16 protein-coding genes are annotated in these 17612 nt (G+C 70.5%); 5 read left to right on the top strand and 11 right to left on the bottom strand.

The genetic code is table 11. From position 1 onward, the window contains the following. Positions 1–45 precede the first annotated feature (45 nt). Both ACIBQX_RS37620 and ACIBQX_RS37625 read left to right on the top strand, forming a co-directional pair. On the top strand, positions 46–1221 hold the full coding sequence (locus tag ACIBQX_RS37620; RefSeq protein WP_397013170.1) for a sensor histidine kinase: 1176 nt from the start codon (positions 46–48) through the stop codon (positions 1219–1221). Next, on the top strand, positions 1218–1901 hold the full coding sequence (locus ACIBQX_RS37625; protein WP_397013171.1) for a response regulator: 684 nt from the start codon (positions 1218–1220) through the stop codon (positions 1899–1901). The genes ACIBQX_RS37620 and ACIBQX_RS37625 overlap by 4 nt, the downstream gene beginning before the upstream one ends. A 34-nt stretch (positions 1902–1935) precedes the next feature. Here the strand turns inward: ACIBQX_RS37625 and ACIBQX_RS37630 are convergent, their stop codons facing one another. The 8 genes from ACIBQX_RS37630 to metH all read right to left on the bottom strand — a co-directional run bounded on the left by ACIBQX_RS37630 (position 1936) and on the right by metH (position 13160). After that, on the bottom strand, positions 1936–2958 hold the full coding sequence (locus ACIBQX_RS37630) for an ABC transporter ATP-binding protein (protein WP_397013173.1): 1023 nt from the start codon (positions 2956–2958) through the stop codon (positions 1936–1938). Then, the gene (locus ACIBQX_RS37635; protein ID WP_397013174.1) at positions 2955–3980 is read right to left on the bottom strand and encodes an ABC transporter ATP-binding protein; all 1026 of its coding nucleotides are present in this window, start codon (positions 3978–3980) and stop codon (positions 2955–2957) included. The genes ACIBQX_RS37630 and ACIBQX_RS37635 overlap by 4 nt, the downstream gene beginning before the upstream one ends. Then, positions 3977–4990 carry an ABC transporter permease gene (locus ACIBQX_RS37640; protein WP_397013175.1) on the bottom strand — a complete coding sequence of 338 codons (1014 nt, stop codon included), beginning with the start codon at positions 4988–4990 and terminating at the stop codon, positions 3977–3979. The genes ACIBQX_RS37635 and ACIBQX_RS37640 overlap by 4 nt, the downstream gene beginning before the upstream one ends. A gap of 83 nt (positions 4991–5073) precedes the next feature. Next, the gene (locus ACIBQX_RS37645; RefSeq protein WP_397013177.1) at positions 5074–6840 is read right to left on the bottom strand and encodes an ABC transporter substrate-binding protein; all 1767 of its coding nucleotides are present in this window, start codon (positions 6838–6840) and stop codon (positions 5074–5076) included. Between the two features lie 46 nt (positions 6841–6886). Beyond that, entirely contained in the window at positions 6887–7879 is a 993-nt protein-coding gene (locus ACIBQX_RS37650) for an ABC transporter permease (RefSeq protein WP_397013178.1), read from the bottom strand. 225 nt (positions 7880–8104) lie between these two features. After that, complete coding sequence (locus ACIBQX_RS37655; protein ID WP_397013179.1) at positions 8105–8611, bottom strand: cellulose synthase; 507 nt, start codon at positions 8609–8611, stop codon at positions 8105–8107. A 289-nt stretch (positions 8612–8900) separates the two neighbouring features. Next, complete coding sequence (locus tag ACIBQX_RS37660; RefSeq protein ID WP_397013181.1) at positions 8901–9545, bottom strand: HAD family hydrolase; 645 nt, start codon at positions 9543–9545, stop codon at positions 8901–8903. 153 nt (positions 9546–9698) lie between these two features. Further along, positions 9699–13160, bottom strand: coding sequence for a methionine synthase (metH, locus tag ACIBQX_RS37665; RefSeq protein ID WP_397013182.1), 3462 nt, complete (start codon positions 13158–13160; stop codon positions 9699–9701). A 147-nt stretch (positions 13161–13307) separates the two neighbouring features. Here metH and ACIBQX_RS37670 point away from each other — a divergent pair, with 147 nt between their 5' ends. Further along, a complete protein-coding gene (locus tag ACIBQX_RS37670; protein WP_397013184.1) occupies positions 13308–14162 on the top strand; it encodes a PAC2 family protein in 855 nt (284 codons plus the stop codon). Positions 14163–14246: 84 nt separating this feature from the next. Beyond that, complete coding sequence (locus ACIBQX_RS37675; RefSeq protein WP_397013185.1) at positions 14247–14801, top strand: hypothetical protein; 555 nt, start codon at positions 14247–14249, stop codon at positions 14799–14801. Here the strand turns inward: ACIBQX_RS37675 and ACIBQX_RS37680 are convergent. Next, positions 14798–15493: a sirohydrochlorin chelatase gene (locus ACIBQX_RS37680; RefSeq protein ID WP_397013187.1), complete on the bottom strand. Its 696-nt coding sequence runs from the start codon at positions 15491–15493 to the stop codon at positions 14798–14800. The two genes, ACIBQX_RS37675 and ACIBQX_RS37680, sit on opposite strands and share 4 nt — an antisense overlap. After that, complete coding sequence (locus ACIBQX_RS37685) at positions 15490–16665, bottom strand: uroporphyrinogen-III synthase (protein ID WP_397013189.1); 1176 nt, start codon at positions 16663–16665, stop codon at positions 15490–15492. The genes ACIBQX_RS37680 and ACIBQX_RS37685 overlap by 4 nt, the downstream gene beginning before the upstream one ends. Before the next feature lie 230 nt (positions 16666–16895). Here ACIBQX_RS37685 and ACIBQX_RS37690 point away from each other — a divergent pair, with 230 nt between their 5' ends. Beyond that, positions 16896–17378 carry a peptide deformylase gene (locus tag ACIBQX_RS37690; RefSeq protein WP_397013191.1) on the top strand — a complete coding sequence of 161 codons (483 nt, stop codon included), beginning with the start codon at positions 16896–16898 and terminating at the stop codon, positions 17376–17378. Here ACIBQX_RS37690 and ACIBQX_RS37695 read toward each other — a convergent pair. After that, positions 17314–17601, bottom strand: coding sequence for a WhiB family transcriptional regulator (locus ACIBQX_RS37695; RefSeq protein ID WP_397013193.1), 288 nt, complete (start codon positions 17599–17601; stop codon positions 17314–17316). The genes ACIBQX_RS37690 and ACIBQX_RS37695 overlap by 65 nt on opposite strands. Positions 17602–17612: the final 11 nt, after the last annotated feature.

A 17612-nucleotide genomic window follows, 5' to 3' on the forward strand; every position in this document is an offset into this window, starting at 1 on the left:
TTGGGGAGGAGGTTCCCGGCTCTCACCTGGGCCTACAGTGAAGCGGTGCGCGCAGACCGAACCACGTTCCACGACTCGGTCCTGGCGGTGCTGGTGGCCGCGGTCTCCGTGGTGCTGTTCCTGGCGCAGGACGCCGAGCGGCTGGAGCCGCCGGGCCTGTTCCCGGCGGAGGTCCGCGCCCCCGACGCGGTGGGCGTCCTGCTCGTGCTGCTGATGTGCGTGCCGGTGGCCGTGCGCAGGCGCTGGCCGCTGGCCGGGCTGTGCGCGAGCCTGGTGCCCGAGACGCTGCTGTCGGCCCTCGGCTACGGCATCGGCCTGGCGGGGGTGGCCGGCGTGGTGCTGCTGTACTCGGTGGCGTCGCATCGCGGGCTGGCGGCGGCGCTGGGCGGGCTGCTGCTGTCGCTGGTCGTCTACGGCGTGGGCGTGTCGGCCGGTCCGCTCTCCACGGCCCGCTGGAGCGATCATGTGGCGGCGATCGTGGTGCTGGTGGCCGTCTGGGGCGGCGGTCGCAGCCTGCGGCTGCGCCGCGCGTACCTGGAGGAGCTGAAGGACCGCGCCACCCGCCTGGAGCGGGCGCACGCGGCCGACACCCGGGCGGCCAGGGCGGAGGAGCGTTCGAGGATCGCCCGCGAGCTGCACGACGTCGTCGCCCACCATGTGAGCGTGATGACGGTGCAGGCGGCGGCGGCGCGCAAGGTGCTGGCCGCCGATCCGGAGCTGGCCCGTGAGGCGCTGTCGGCGATCGAGTCGACGGGCCGCACCGCGATGGCGGAGATGCGCGACATCGTCGGCGTGCTGCGCGCGGACGCCCGTGCCGAGCTGACGCCGCAGCCGGGCATGCGGGACCTGCCCGCCCTGGTGGAGCAGATGCGGGAGGCCGGCCTGATCACCACGCTGTCGGTGGAGGGCGAGGCGGAGCCGGTCCCCGCCGGGGTGGACCTGGCCGCCTACCGCCTGGTCCAGGAGGGCCTGACCAACTCCCTGCGGCACGCGGGCACGGGCGCGCGGGCCGTGGTGACCGTGCGGCGCGGGCGGGACGAGCTCGAGGTGCGGGTGGAGGACGACGGGCTGGGGGCGGCCGCCTCACCGCGGCGGCCGGGCCATGGTCTGGTGGGGATTCGCGAGAGGGTCGCCCTCTATGGTGGAATCCTGACCATCGGCCCGAAAGCCGGAGGCGGTTTCAAGGTGCGGGCGACGTTCCCGTTGAAGGACGGACAATGACCATCAGAGTGCTGCTGGTCGACGACCAGCCGCTGCTGCGTACGGGGTTCCGCCTGATCCTGGAGGCCGAGCCCGACATCACGGTCGTGGGCCAGGCCGGCGACGGCAAGGTGGCGCAGGAGCAGACACGGGCGCTGCTTCCCGACGTGGTGCTCATGGACATCCGGATGCCGGGTGTCGACGGCATCGAGGCGACCCGCAGGATCGTGCGGGAGGCGGCGCCGAGCGCGCACGTACCCAAGGTGCTGGTGCTGACGACCTTCGACCTGGACGAGTACATCGTGGAGGCGCTGCGGTCCGGCGCGTCCGGGTTCCTGCTGAAGGACGTGCCGCCGGACGAGCTGGTGCAGGCGATCAGGGTGGTGGCGGCGGGTGACGCGATCGTGTCTCCGAGTGTGACCCGGCGGCTGCTCGACCGGTTCGCCGCCAGGCTGCCGTCGGCCTACGAGCAGAGCACGCCCGCCCGGGTGGACCGGCTCACCGAGCGGGAGCTGGAGGTGCTGCGGCTGATCGCCAAGGGCATGTCCAACGCGGAGATCGCGGCCAAGCTGGTGGTGAGCGAGACCACGGTCAAGACGCACGTCGGCAACGTGCTGACCAAGCTGGGGTTGCGCGACCGGGTGCAGGCGGTGGTGCTGGCCTACGAGACCGGCCTGATCACCCCGGGCGCCCTGTCCTGAGCCGACGGCCAGGACAGGGCCGGGTGGGATCCCGTCAGGCCTTGGCCGCGTCCTCGGAGGCGACGGCGACGGGCACGTTCTCCGGGAAGTGGCAGGCGACGCGGTGGCCGCCGGCCAGCTCCTCCAGCGGAGGCTCGACGGTCTTGCAGATCTCCTGCGCCTTCCAGCAGCGGGTGTGGAAGCGGCACGCGGGTGGCGGGTTGAGCGGGCTCGGCACGTCGCCGGTGAGGCGGATCCGGTCGCGGTCCCTGCGCGCCTTGGGGTCCGGCACCGGCACCGCCGACAGCAGCGCGTTGGTGTACGGGTGCATGGGCGCGGTGTAGAGGCGCTTGCGGTCGGCGATCTCCACGATCTTGCCGAGGTACATGACGGCCACTCTGTCGCTGATGTGGCGCACCACCGACAGGTCGTGGGCGATGACCACGTACGTCAGGTCGAGCTCGCTCTGCAGGTCTTCGAGCAGGTTCACGACCTGGGCCTGGATCGACACGTCGAGCGCGGAGACCGGCTCGTCGGCGATGATGAGCTTCGGCTTGAGCGCGAGCGTGCGGGCGATGCCGATGCGCTGCCGCTGACCGCCGGAGAACTCGTGCGGGTAGCGGTTGTAGTGCTCCGGGTTGAGGCCGACCATCTCCAGGATGTCCTGTACGGCCTTCTTGGTGCCGTTCTCGGTCTTCACACCCTGGATGCGGAACGGGGCGCCGACGATGGCGCCGACGGTGTGCCGCGGGTTGAGCGACGAGTAGGGGTCCTGGAAGATCATCTGCATGTCGCGGCGGAGCGGGCGCAGCTTGCCCTGGCCCATGTGGCTGATGTCGCGGCCCTCGAAGACGATCTTGCCTCCGGTGGGCTCCAGCAGCCTGGTCACCAGCCGGCCGGTGGTGGACTTGCCGCAGCCCGACTCACCCACCAGGCCGAGCGTCTCGCCCTTGATCACGTCGAAGCTGATCCCGTCGACCGCCTTGACGGCGCCGACCTCCCGCTTGAACAGGCCTTTGGTGACGGGGAAGTGCTTCTCGAGGTTCTGTACCGAAAGAAGCGGCTCGTTCTCGCTCACTGGATCTCCAGCACTGGCTTGATCTCGGTCTCCCACAACGTCCGCCGTTCGGTCCTGCTCATGTGACAGCGCACCAGGTGCCCGCGCTCGGTCGGGGCGAGGTCCGGCACCTCGGTGGAGGCGCGGCCGTCGGTGCGGTCGGCGTACGGGCAGCGGGGATGGAAGGCGCAGCCCGGAGGCACGTTGATGAGGGACGGCGGAGAGCCCTTGATCGGCAGCAGCCGTTCGGTGCGCTCCCGGTCGAGGCGGGGCATGGAGCTCAGCAGACCCCAGGTGTAGGGGTGCTCGGGCTGGTAGAAGATGTCCTCGGCCTTGCCGTACTCGATGCACTTGCCGCCGTACATGACCAGGATGTCGTCCGACAGCTCCGCCACGACGCCGAGGTCGTGGGTGATGATGATCAGCGCGGAGTTGAACTCGCGCTGAAGGTCGCGCATCAGGTCGAGGATCTGCGCCTGTACGGTCACGTCGAGCGCGGTGGTGGGCTCGTCGGCGATGAGCAGCTCGGGGTCGCACGACAACGCCATGGCGATCATCGCGCGCTGGCGCATGCCGCCGGAGAACTCGTGCGGATAGCTGTCGACACGACTGGCCGGCGTGGGGATCCCGACGCGGCCGAGCAGGTCGATCGCGTGCTTGCGCGCCACCTGCTTGCTGACGTCGTGGTGGATCCGGTAGGCCTCGATGATCTGGTGGCCGACGGTGTAGTAGGGGTGCATCGACGACAGCGGATCCTGGAAGATCATCGCCATCTTCTTGCCGCGCAGCCCACGCACCGCCTCGGCCGAGGCGCCGACGAGCTCCTCGCCGTCGAGCCAGATCTCTCCGGAGATCTGGGCCCGGCGGCCCCTGTGCAGGCCGAGGATGCCGAGGCTGGTCACGCTCTTGCCGGAGCCCGACTCGCCGACGATGCCGAGGGTCTGGCCGCGCTCGATGCTGAAGGTCAGGCCGTCGACGGCTCTGACGATCCCGTCGTCGGTGGGGAACTGGATCCGCAGATCCTTGACGTCCAGGAAGCTCACGACAACCTCACCCTCGGGTCGACCACCGCGTAGAGGAGGTCGACGACGAAACTCGCGACCACCACGAAGCCGGCGGCGAACAGGACCACGCCCATCACCTGGGGCAGATCCTGGTTTCTGATGGCCAGGATGGCGAACTGGCCGAGTCCGGGCAGAGTATAGGTCGTCTCGGTCAGGATGGCGCCGCCGATCAGCAGTCCGAAGTCGATGCCGAACAGGGTGAGGATCGGTGTCAGCGCGGCGCGCAACCCGTGTTTGACCACGACGTCGCGTTCGCGCAGGCCTTTGGCCCGGGCGGTGCGGATGTAGTCCTCACCCATGGTCTCCAGCATGCCCGCGCGGGTCAGCCTGGCGTAGGTCGCCGCGAACAGGAACGCCAGCGTGATCCAGGGCAAGAGCAGGTTGTACGCCCATTCGGCGGGATTCTCCGTCAGGTCGGTCCACGCGCCGCCCGGCGGGGTCCAGCCGAGGCCGTAACTGAAGACGACCAGGGAGACCATGCCGGTGAAGAAGATCGGCAGCGACACCCCGGCGAGCGCGGTGCCCATCGACAACCGGTCGAAGAAGGTGCCGCGTCGCAGCGCGGAGAGCACGCCGACGGACACGCCGAAGACCACCCACAGGAAGGCCGCCCCGATGGCCAGGGAGAAGGTCACCGGCATACGGTCGAGCAGGTCCGGCCAGACGGGCTGGCCGCTGATGAAGGAGTAGCCCAGGCAGGGCGCCGGGCACTGCTCGACGCCGGCTCCGTAGTCGTACTCGGCACCGGTGAAGATGCCCTTGAGGAACCGGCCGTACTGCACGACGATCGGATCGTTGAAGCCCAGCCGCTCGGCGACCAGGTGCACCGTCTCGGGTGTGGCCGCGCGGCCGACGTACCGCGAGGCGAGAGCCTCCGGGGAGGAACCGGCCCACTGCGGCACCACGAAGAAGATGCCGAAGGTGACCATGCTGATGACGATCAGCATGGCGATGGCGCCGATGACTCGTCTGATGATGTATGTGAACACCGCGTCGGCCGGATGGCCTGCCCGTCTCCGGACAGGCCATCCCTGCCTTCACCTTCCTTCGTTAGATCCCGGACCGCGCCTGGTCACTCGACGCCGAGCAGCACGTAGTCGTACATGCTCTGGCCCTCGTTGTAGGCGACATTGGTCACGCCCTGGCCGCGCAGCAGCAGCGACTTGGCCCAGACCACCGGGAGGAGGGAGGCGTCCTCCATGACGGCCTTGTCGACGTCGACCCACAGCTTGTTGCGGGCGGTCTCGTCGAGCTCGGCGGAAGCCTGGTCGATCAGACCGTCGACCTTGTCACTCTTGACGCTCAGGTTGTAGTTGCCGGCGTCGCGGATGGTGCGGCTGTCGACGATGGCCTGCAGGAAGCCGTAGCCGTCAGGCCAGTCGGAGCCCCAGCCGTGGGTGGCCAGGCCGATGCCGTTCTTCTTGACGTACGCGGTGTTGCCGGCGTAGTCGGAGAAGTAGCTGGAGGCCGGGAAGCCCTTGAGGGTGAGCTTGATGCCCACCTTGGACAGCGCCTGCTCCATGGCCTCGGCCAGCGCCTTCTCACGCGGGCGGTCGGCACGGAAGGTCATCGTGGTGGCGAAGCCGTTGGGCTGGCCACAGGCGGCGAGCGCCTCCTTGGCCTTGGCGATGTCGCCCTTGTTGCCCTCGGACGGGTAGATGTCGAACTTCTCCTGGCCGACGATGGGCGGCGGCATCACGTTGGTCGCGATCTCGCCACCGGCGACCTCGCCGCCGAAGGCGGTCTGGTTGGCGACACGGTCCGCGGCGAACATGACGGCCTTGCGGCAGTCGATGTTGTCCAGGGGCGGGTTGTCCGGGATGACGGAGACGTACCAGAGCCTGGGGATCGTCGGGTTGTCCGTGCGGGCCTTCAGGGCCGGGTCCGGCAGGACCTTGCCCAGGGCGGCCGGCTGCATGCCGGTGCCCGGGATGTCGAGGTGGATGTCTCCGGCGATGAGCTGGTTGTCCAGGTCGTCGGCGTTGACGTTGAGCTGGACCTCGATCCGGTCCGGCAGCGCGGGACGGTTCGGGTCGGTCGCCGGGTCCCACTGGTCGTTGCGGACCAGCGCGAACTTCTTGCCGATCTCGTTCGACTCGAACTTGTACGGCCCGGAGGAGATGACCTTCTCGCGGTACTTCGCGCCGGTGTCCTTGTCCTTCGGCACCGGGGCGGTCATCGGCATCTGGACGATGTAGTCCATGGACGCGAACGGCTTCTTCAGGTGGAAGACGACCGTGGTGTCGTCCGTCGCCTCGACGGCCGACTTGTAGTCGACGTCAGGGGTCTTGTAGACGCCCTTGAAGTCCTTCGGCCAGTCCAGCAGCTCGTTCAGGTAGGACGGGCCGTGCGGGAAGGTCTCCTTGTCGAAGGTCCTGGCCACCGCGTAGGCGACGTCCTTCGCCCCGATCGGGGTGCCGTCCTCGAACTTCAGACCAGACTTGATCTTGTACGTCCAGGTCTTGCCCCCGTCGCTCGGCTCACCCAGCGACTCGGCCAGGTCGGGCACGACGGTGTTGCCGTCGGGGCCGGGGCCCGTCTTGTACATCGTCAGCGTCCGCCAGTAGAGCCGGCCGAAGTTGAACGAGTAGCCGTAGTAGGTATCGCCCGGGTCGAGGCTGTCCCAGTCGGCGGAGTGGGCCGCCTTGAGCGTGCCGCCCTTCTTGGTGGAGGGGTTGAAGATCTCGGTCAGCGCGGTGTTGGCCACGGGTTGCGCGGCAGCGCCCGAAGCGGACTGGGCGGGCTGCTGGGTTGTGCCGCCCCCTCCGCCGCCACAGGCGGAGAGCACCAGGGCCAGCGCCGCTGTCGCGGCGGCGGCCAGTGCGGATTTCCTTCTCATTGACTACCCCTTGTTAGTGGAGATGGGGATGGAGCGTGGGCGAAGGTCAGTGCGCCCGTGGGTCGAAGGCGTCCCTCAGACCGTCGCCGAACAGGTTGAACGCCAGGACCGTGATGAAGATCGCCAGGCCGGGGAAGATCACGAAGTGCGGGAGCGTGTAGAAGCGCACCGCCTCCGAGAGCATGCCACCCCAGGTGGGGGTGGGCGGGTTGATGCCGACGCCGAGGAACGACAGGGCGGCCTCGAACAGGATGTTGGCCGGGATGAGCAGCGTCGCGTAGACCAGGATCGGCGCGATCAGGTTGGGCAGGATCTCGCGGAACAGGATGTAGCCGTTACGGGCGCCCAGGCTCCGCGCGGCGTCGACGAACTCGCGCTCGCGCAGGGACAGGGTCTGGCCACGGACGATGCGGCCGATGCTGGGCCAGCTGAAGAAGCCGATGATGAAGATCAGCATGGCGATGCGCAGCCCGTTGCCCTCCAGGCCGAACCCCTTGTCGGGGACGACGCCGGCCAGCGCGATGGCGAAGACCAGCAGCGGGAAGGCGAGGAAGACGTCCATGAGGCGGCCGATGATCTGGTCGACCCAGCCGCCGAAGTAGCCGGCGATGACGCCCATCACGGTGCCGATGAGGACCGACACGAGCGTGGCCAGGAAGCCGATCAGCAGCGAGACGCCGGCGCCGGCGACGATCCGGCTGAAGATGTCACGGCCGTTGACGGGCTCGACGCCGAGCAGGTATTCGGAGCCCATGCCGCCGAAGTCGCCCTTGGGCAGCAGCGTGGACGAGTCGATCATGTCCTGGTGGAACTCCAGGGGCGGATGCCCGAACACCGCGATGATCGGTGTCGCGAAGACGGCCACCAGGATCAGCAGGACCACCGTGATCCCGCCGGCCAGCGCGATCTTGTCTCGCCGCAGCCGCATCCAGGCGATCCCGGTGAGGGATCGTCCCTGTACAGCTTGGCCCGCTCCCGAGAGCACGACCTCCGGCTGCGCTTCGGAAGCCGAACCGGAAACGTCTAGCGGTGCGGTCATGCCGGAATGCCCCCTGATTTTCAGACGACGTTGTCTGTGAGTTCTTGATACAGACCGCTCGTCGCGACCTCAGGAGGCAGGATCTATGGCCTGAGCTGCGCTGACTAGTCCCTAGGGCACCTATGTGGCTCAACTGTGATTGTCGCGAAACTCATTCGTATCGATCTTGAGGGGTTTGTCTGGGACCAGTCTCGGTTACGTCCCGGAACTGTGACACAGCGGGCTTCAGCTGATGCCCCGCTTCTTGAGGATGTCCTCGATGTCGGAGAAGTCGTCGTCGGCGCTCTTCTTCTTCGACTCGACCGCCGGCTTGGGCGCAGACTTCGGCGCGGACTTGGCCGCCGCGGGTCCCGCCGCCGGCGACTGCCGTCCGGAAGGGGCCTCGGCCGCCGCGTCGCCGGCCTTCTTGCCGCCGCCCGCCTTGGCCAGCTTGCGCCCGCGCAGCACCCCCGACACCACGAACAGCACCACCGACAGCCCGGCCACGGCCACGCCCGCCCACACCAGCGGGTTGAACACCAGGCTCGTCACGAAACCCACGAGGGTCGAGCCGATGGTCCACAGCGCCTGCAGCGCGTTCGTCAGGTAGGCCGCCAGCGGCAGCAGCGCCCACGCCATCATCCGCATCCCGGACGCCGCGCCCCGGCGCCGGAACGCCATGAAGCTCAGCACCAGCCCGGCCACGGTCAGTCCCACGCACAGCGGGAACCATGCGATCTGGTCAAAAGGCATTCGGGGTCACCCCTCCGTCTTCGGCTACGCCTCCATCCTGGCACGCGATATGGCGCGTGTTCCTCCTCCGCGAGAACCACCCTTCCCCTAGGGGACGGACAGGCCATCCCGTACGGGGCCCAGGTCACCGTACGGCTCGCCAACGTCACGCACGGTGAGCGGGGCGGGCCCCGGAGGTCAGGACCCGGACCAGCAGGAAGGGGCCCCGGACGTCAGGATCTGGACCAGCAGGACGGGCTTCGGGCTTCGGGCTTCAGGGCCCCGGGCCAGCGGGGCGGGAGGGGGCGCGTCAGACGGGGACGTGGGCGCGCAGGGTGGCGACGGTGACCTCGGTGAGGGAGGGGACGACGAGGCGGCCAGGGGCCGCCTCGATGGGCAGGAGGCTGGGCACCGCCACCACGGCGCAGCCCGCCGCCGTGGCCGCGGCCACCCCGGTGGGCGAATCCTCCAGGACCACGCTGTGGACCGGCTCCGCGCCGAGCAGGCGGGCGGCCGTCAGGTAGGGCTCCGGGTCAGGCTTGGGACGGACCACGTCGCCGGCCGTGACGATGGCGTCGAAGCGGTCCCGGCCGACGCTCTTGAGCACCGCGTCGGCGATCTCCGGCAGGGACGAGGTGACCAGCGCCACCGGCACCCCCTCGTCGCGCAACGCCTCGAGCAGCTCGTCCGCGCCCGGCATCACCCGCACGCCGCCCGCCAGCCGCGCCACCATGCCGGTGATCATCGACTCGCGCACCTGCGCCGGGGAGACGGAGGAGCCCGACACCGCGAGCATGTAGCCGACGGTGCGCTCCATGGAGCCGCCGACCAGGTGCGTCTGGTGCTCCGGCGTCCACTGCCCGCCGAGCCCCGCCATCACCTCGGTCTCGACCTCCAGCCACACCCTCTCGGTGTCGACCAGAAGCCCGTCCATGTCGAAGAAGACCGCTTCCATACATCCCCCGATCGCCCGCACCCTCGGACCCACTGGTGGACCCGCTGGTGGACCCGCTGTCGTATCCACTGTCCTGTGGATCCACTGTCCCGCCCGGACCGTCCACACCGGCCGGACGCTCACCGCCTGCCCGGCTCGCCGGGCAGGCGGACGTCAGACGTTGAAGTACTTGGCCTCGGGGTGGTGGACGATGAGCGCGGAGGTGGCCTGCTCGGGGTGGAGCTGGAACTCCTCCGACAGGGTCACCCCGATCCGCTCCGGGTCGAGCAGCTGGAACAGCTGCCGCTGGTCCTCCAGGTTGGGGCAGGCAGGGTAGCCGAAGGAGTAGCGGCAGCCCTGGATGTTGACCTTGAGCATGTCGTCGAGCGACTCGTCGCCGCCGATCCCCCACTCCGACCTGGTCCGGGCGTGCCAGTACTCGGCCAGCGCCTCGGTGAGCTGCACCGACAGGCCGTGCAGCTCGAGGTAGTCGCGGTAGGCGTCCTTGGCGAACAGCTCGGCCGTGGCGTCGGAGATCTTGCTGCCCATGGTGGCCACCTGGAAGCCGACCACGTCGACCTCGCCGGTGTCCTTGCCGCGGAAGAAGTCCGACAGGCACAGGTGCCGGTCGCGGCGCTGGCGCGGGAAGGTGAAGCGGGTGCGCTCGTCGCCGTCCTCGTCGAGGATGATGAGCGAGTCGCCGTCGGCGACGCACGGGAAGTAGCCGTAGACGACCGCCGCCTCCAGCAGCCCCTCGGTCTGCATGCGCTGCAGCCACATGCGCAGCCGGGGGCGGCCCTCGGTCTCGACGAGCTCTTCGTAGCCGGGGCCGTCGCCGCCCCTGGTCGGCTTGAGCCCCCACTGGCCCAGGAACAGCGCCCGCTCGTCGAGGAAGGCCGCGTAGTCGTTCAGCGGGATGCCCTTGACGATGCGGTCGCCGTGGAAGGGCGGGCGGGGCACCGGGTTGTCGGCGGCCACGTCGGAGCGGGACGGCAGCTCCTCGACCGGGGTGCGGGCCAGCACGGCGCCGGTCTTGACCCGGCGCTCGCGCAGCGGCGGCAGTTTGGCGCCCTCGACGCCGCGCTTGACGGCCATGAAGGCGTCCATCAGGCGCAGTCCCTCGAAGGCGTCGCGGGCGTAGCGGACCTCGCCGGTGAACACCTCGGCCAGGTCCTGCTCGACGTAGGCGCGGGTGAGGGCGGCACCCCCGAGCAGCACCGGGTAGTCGGACATGCCCCTGGAGTTCATCTCCTCCAGGTTCTCCTTCATCACGACGGTGGACTTGACCAGCAGGCCGGACATGCCGATGACGTCGGCCTTCTGCTCCTCGGCCGCCTCCAGGATGGTGGTGACGGGCTGCTTGATGCCGAGGTTGACCACCTGGTAGCCGTTGTTGGACAGGATGATGTCGACGAGGTTCTTGCCGATGTCGTGCACGTCGCCCTTGACGGTGGCCAGCACGATGCGGCCCTTGGTCTCGCCCTCGACCCGGTCCATGTACGGCTCCAGGTAGGCGACGGCGGTCTTCATCACCTCGGCCGACTGCAGCACGAACGGCAGCTGCATCTGGCCGGAGCCGAACAGCTCGCCGACCGTCTTCATGCCGTCGAGCAGCACGTCGTTGATGATCTCCAGGGCGGGGCGCTGGGAGAGCGCGTCGTCCAGGTCGGCTTCGAGGCCCTTCTTCTCGCCGTCGATGATGCGCCGCTTGAGCCGCTCCCACAGGGGCAGCGCGGCGAGCTCCTCGGACCTGCCGGCGCGCACCGCCGCCGCGTCGACGCCCTCGAACAGGTCCATGAAGCGCTGCAGCGGGTCGTAGCCCTCGCGGCGGCGGTCGTAGACCATGTCGAGCGCGACCTGGCGCTGCTCGTCGGGGATGCGCGCCATCGGGACGATCTTGGAGGCGTGCACGATGGCGGAGTCGAGGCCGGCGTTGACGCACTCGTTGAGGAAGACGGAGTTGAGCACCACGCGGGCGGCCGGGTTGAGGCCGAAGCTGATGTTGGACAGGCCCAGCGTGGTCTGCACCGCCGGGTAGCGGCGCTTGAGCTCGCGGATGGCCTCGATGGTCTCCAGGCCGTCGCGCCGGGTCTCCTCCTGGCCGGTGGCGATGGGGAAGGTGAGGCAGTCGACGATGATGTCCTCGACCCGCATGCCCCAGTTGCCGATGAGGTCCTCGATCAGGCGGGAGGCGACGCGCACCTTCCAGTCGGCGGTGCGGGCCTGGCCCTCCTCGTCGATGGTCAGCGCGACGACGGCGGCGCCGTGCTCGCGCACCAGCCTCATGATCTTCTGGAAGCGGGAGTCGGGGCCGGTGCCGTCCTCGTAGTTGACGGAGTTGACGACCGCGCGCCCGCCCAGCATCTCCAGCCCGGCCCGCAGCACCGCGGGCTCGGTCGAGTCCAGCATGATCGGCAGGGTGGAGGCGGTGGCGAGGCGGAAGGCCAGCTCCCTCATGTCGGCGACGCCGTCGCGGCCGACGTAGTCGATGCACAGGTCGAGCATGTGGGCGCCGTCGCGGGCCTGGTCGCGGGCGGTCTCCACGCAGTCGTCCCAGCGGCCCTCCAGCATGGCCGCCTTGAACGCCTTGGAGCCGTTGGTGTTGCAGCGCTCGCCGATCGTCAGGTAGGAGGTGTCCTGGCGGAACGGGACGGTCTGGTAGAGGGAGGACGCGCCGGGCTCCGGGTGCGGGCGGCGGGCCACGGGCTGCCGTTCGCGGACCCGCTCGACCACCTGGCGCATGTGCTCGGGGGTGGTGCCGCAGCAGCCGCCGACCAGGGACAGGCCGTAGTCGCGGGTGAAGGTGTCGTGCGCGCCGGCCAGCTCCTCGGCGCTGAGCGGGTAGTAGGCGCCGTCGGAGGTCAGCACCGGCAGGCCGGCGTTGGGCATGCACGACAGCTTCAGGCGCGAGTGGCGGGCGAGGTAACGCAGGTGCTCGCTCATCTCGGTGGGGCCGGTGGCGCAGTTGAGGCCGAGCACGTCGACGCCGAGCGGCTCGATCGCGGTGAGCGCGGCACCGATCTCGGAGCCGAGCAGCATCGCGCCGTTGGTCTCGATCGTCACCTGGGCGATGATCGGCACGTCCCGGCCGGCCGCCTCGATGGCCCGCTTGGCGCCGACGACGGCGGCCTTGACCTGGAGGAGGTCCTGGCAGGTCTCGATGATCAGCGCGTCGGCGCCGCCCGCGATCAGGCCGGCGGCGTTGTCGCGGTAGGCGTCGCGCAGGCTCTCGTAGGGCAGGTGGCCGAGGGTGGGGAGCTTGGTGCCGGGGCCCATCGAGCCGAGCACGAAGCGCGGCTGCTCCGGCGTGGACCAGTGGTCGGCCCGCTCGCGCGCGATCCGCGCGCCCGCCTCGGAGTATTCGAACACCTTGGCGCCGATGTCGTACTCCGCCAGGGCGGCCAGGTTGGCGCCGAAGGTGTTGGTCTCCACGCAGTCGACGCCCACCGCGAAGTAGGCGTCGTGGACGCCCTGCACGATGTCGGGCCGGGTGACGTTGAGCACTTCGTTGCAGCCCTCGTGGCCTTCGAAGTCGTCGAGCGTCGGGTCCTGGGCCTGAAGCATGGTCCCCATCGCGCCGTCGGCGACGATCACGCGCTGGGACAGTGCTGCACGGAAGGACGTGGAGAGGCTCATGCGGCAAGCTTATCGGCTGCGCCGAGGCCATCCGGCGACGCCCGTGGCACCGCCGACCTCGGGCGCCCGCGGATCGCGGTCACCACGTGACACGAGTACCACCTCAACGCATAGGCTTAGCGTGATGGCTGAGACAGGAGGCGACACGTGATCGAGCTCGAAGGGCTCCCCGAGCTCGTCGACCCGGTGCTCATTGCCGCGTTCGAAGGGTGGAACGACGCGGGCGAGGCCTCGAGCGGTGTGATCGCCCATCTCGAGTCCGCCTGGAAGGCCGAGCCGCTGGCCCAGCTCGACCCTGACGACTATTACGACTTCCAGGTGACCCGTCCCCTGGTGGAGATGGGCGAGGGCCTGACGCGGTCGATCGTCTGGCCGACGACCCGGCTGCTGCACGCCCGCCCACCCGGCGTCGAGCGCGACGTGGTGCTGCTGCGCGGCATCGAGCCCAACATGCGGTGGCGGTCGTTCTGCGCCGACATCGTGGCGGTCTGCCGCGAGCTGGGCGTCGAGTTCGCGGTGATGCTGGGCGCGCTGCTCAACGACTCGCCGCACACCCGCCCGGTGCCGATCCTGGGCAGCGCCACCGACGAGGCCCTGGCGCGCTCGACCCATCTGGAGCTCAGCCGTTACGAGGGCCCGACGGGCATCGTGGGGGTGCTGCAGCACGCCTTCGGCGAGGCGGATCTCGACGCCATCACGCTGTGGGCGTCGGTGCCCCACTATGTGGCCCAGCCGCCCAACCCCAAGGCCACGCTGGCGCTGCTGCGCCGGATGGAGGATCTGCTGGAGATCCCGATGCCGCTGGGCGATCTGGACGAGGAGGCCCGCGCCTGGGAGCTGGGCGTGGACGAGCTGGCCTCGCAGGACACCGAGGTGGCCGAGTACGTCAAGGAGCTCGAGGAGCGCAAGGACGCCGCCGAGCTGCCCGAGGCCAGCGGCGACGCGATCGCCGCCGAGTTCGAGCGCTACCTGAGACGCCGGGACCGCGACACCGACAGCTGACCCCACAAAATCCCCGAAGGCCGTGCATTTACGGCAATTGGGGTCATAATCGAGTTTTACGTGTCTGCGCACGTTAGGCGGATCATGGCGACTTCCCCCGGTGACCCGCACCAGACCGGCCAGGACACCAGACGACGCGTGCTCCAGATGGCCGTCCCGCTCAGGGAGAACCGCGTCGACGGCTCGGTCGACCACTTCCTCGCCCTGCTCCAGGACCGGCTGCCGCTCTGGATGCGGATCCTCAACGAGCTGACGCACCGCGCCGGCAAGGGCCGGGTGCCGGACAACCTGGTCCCGGTGGCGCGGGCGGGCATCGACTACTACCTGGACGTGCAGTCGGCGGCGCTGCCCGCCTTCACCTCCCCGGCGGTCACGGTCCGCTTCCGGCAGGCGCTCAGGGACAACGGTCTCGGCCCGCCCGCGGAGATCAGGCCGCTGGCCGCCTACCTGGTGGCCGAGCAGCGGCTCGGCCGCGTCGTGGCGCGGGTGGATCCGGAGGCGAGCGCCCGGCTGCTGCTGGCGGGCTGCTTCCACCACGCCTACATCGAGATGTTCGTGGGCGCCGACGCGGGCCCCACGCGCGACGCGTGCGCCGAGGAGATCGTCCGCGAGCTGCGCCTGGAGCCCGTCCCCGGCTAGGAGATGAGCCGGGTGGCGAGCCGCCTGGCCTCGTCGTGGCGGCGCCAGACCAGGGCCGCCACGGCGGGATCGGCGCCGAGGGGGGCGCTGACCAGGTCGGCGCCCGCCGCGCCCAGGCGGGAGTGGAAGTGGCCGGGTGCCAGCAGGTAGGAGGCGACGGCCACCCGGGCGGCCGGGCCCGGGCGGAGGCGTTCCATGGCCTCCTCCAGGGTCGGCGCGCCCGCCGAGGCGAACGCGGCCGTGACCGGGCGGCCCAGGCGTAAGGCGAGCAGGTGCGCGGCGGCGCGCACGTCGGCCAGCCCGGCCGGGTCGGAGGAGCCGGCCGCGCCCAGGATGACGGCGTCGGTGGCGCGCAGGCCGGAGCGTGCCAGCGCGCGGGCGAGCGCCTCCGTGAGCAGCGGGTGCGGCCCGAGCTTGGGGGCGATGAGCGCGTCGGGACGGTGCTCGGCGATGGCGTTCGGCAGGTCGATGTGGACGTGGTAGCCGCCCGCGAGCAGCAGCGGGACCACGACGACCGGGCCGGGGACGGCGGGCAGCACCCGCGCCAGCGGCGGTGAGCTGATCTCCAGGTAGCTCAGCTCGACCCGGTGGCCGGGGCGGCCCCGCCTGACGGCCTCGGCCAGCGCGGCCAGGGTCCGCTCCCCCTGCTCGCTCCTGGTGCCGTGGGCGGCCAGCACGAGGGTGGGCGTCACGGGCCCGCCTCGAAGCCGTAGGCGCAGGCCAGGCGGTAGCCGCGCTTGACGACCGTCTCGACGATCCCGGAGGCGCCGAGGGCGCGGCGCAGGCGGGTGATGGCCATCTCGACGGCGTGCTCGGCGGTGTCCCTGGCGATGCTGCCGGGCAGCACGAGGCGCAGGTCGGCGCGGGACACGACGTGGCCGGGCTTGTCCGCCAGGCGTTTGAGCACCGACATCGGGGCGGGCGGGAGCGGCCGGAGGTCGCCGTCGACGACCACGGCGTGGCCGCGGATCTCCAGCCGGTGCCCGCCGGCTTCGAGGCGGGTGACGGACCGCTCGGGCAGGTGCCTGGCCAGCGAGCGGGCCAGGGCGCCGAGCCGGGCGCGCTCGGGCTGGAGCGTGGGCACGCCGCGTCCCTCCAGCGGGGCGGCGGTGACCGGGCCGACGCAGGCGGCCACCACGGACCCGGAGAAGGCGGCGATCAGCGCGTCCTCCACGCCTTCGGCGCGGGCCGCGCCGAGCATGGCGTGCACGGCGGGCGCGCTGGTGAAGGCGACCGCGTCGACCGCGCCCGAGACGGTCTGGGTGATCAGGCGGCGCAACGGCGACGGGTCGCGGTACGGCAGCCACCGGTAGACCGGGATCTCGATCACCTCGGCCCCGGCTCCCCGGAGGTCGGCGACGAAGTCGGTCAGCGGCTCACCGTGCTGCTGCACCGCGATGCGGCGGCCGTGCAGGTCCTGGGCGAGGAGATACTGCTTGACCTCTTCGCACGATTCGGTGGCGGGGGTCCAGTGGTCGTTCAGCCCGGCGGCGCGCACGGCTCCCCTGGCCTTGGGCCCGCGGGTGAGCAGGCGGGCCTTGGCCAGGTGGTCGCCCAGGTCGCCGGACAGGCCCCAGCCCTCCGCCGCCGCCATCCAGCCGCGAAAGCCCACGCCGGTGGTGATGACCACGTCGTCGACGGGGCGTTCGAGGCTCTGCCGGGTGGCGGCGAGCAGGTCGGTGTCCTCGGCGAGCGGCACCAGCCGGATCGCGGGGGCGCTCAGCACGCGGGCGCCGCGCCGTTCGAGCAGCGCGCCGAACTCCTCACGCCGCCTGGTGGCGGTGACGCCCACGGTGAAGCCCGCCAGGGCGTCGGGCGCGGTCTCCGGTGAGGAGGCGGCCCCCTCGATGGGTTGCGCGCTCATGCGAACTCCTCGTCATGGGGGACGCCTGGCCGGGCCCCGAGCACCCGGCCAGGCATCACAGGCACGTGAGCCGATAGTGAGATCACGCACCCGATAGTGCTTTCGGGGGGTTTCCGGGTTGGGTCCCTTCTGTTACCGCTGTGCTACAAGCCGGATCCCGCACGGTTGGCGAGCCCCGGGGGCGGGAAACCACTCCGGTGTGCGACCGGTGATCTCTCGGGGAGTTGCGGGTGACAGAGCCCATTCGGACGTTCGACGACCCGGTGCTGCGGACGGTGGCGACGCCGGTGCGGGACTTCGATCGTGAGCTGCGCAGGCTCGTCAAGTCGCTGACGTTGACGATGCGCGCCGGCGCGGGCCGGGCCGGGCTGGCCGCACCCCAGCTGGGGGTGCCGCTGCGGGTGCTGGTCTACTCCTACGACGGCGCGTCGGGCCATCTGGTCAATCCGCGGCTGGAGCTGTCGCAGCGGCGGATCACGGCCGACGAGGCGTGCCTGTCGGCGCCGGGCGTGTGGTGGCCCCTGGAACGTTCCTACATGGTCACGGCGCGTGGCCGGGACATGTTCGGCAAGCCCGTGACCGTGCGCGCGCTGGGCGTGCTGGCCAGGGTGCTGCAGCACGAGGCCGACCATCTCGACGGCGTGCTGTTCAGCGACCACCTCGAAGCGAGCGAGCGGGAGCGGTTCCTGGCGGCGGCATTGCCCTCGGAATGAGGGTCCGGCGCTGTTCGGGGTCGGTTCCGCCCCAGACGCCGTGGGTCTGGCCGCTGCTGATGGCGTAGTCGAGGCAGGGGCGGCGCACCGGGCAGCCCCGGCACACGGCCTTGGCGCGTTCGACCTGCGACTGGCCGGCGCCTTGGAGTGAGATCGGAAAGAACAGCTCTGGGTCCAGGTCCAGGCAGGCGGCGCTGCGAGACCATTCCAGCTTCATCACCATGGTCCGCGCCT

This window comes from Nonomuraea sp. NPDC049714 (assembly GCF_044465295.1).
GTDB lineage: Bacteria > Actinomycetota > Actinomycetes > Streptosporangiales > Streptosporangiaceae > Nonomuraea.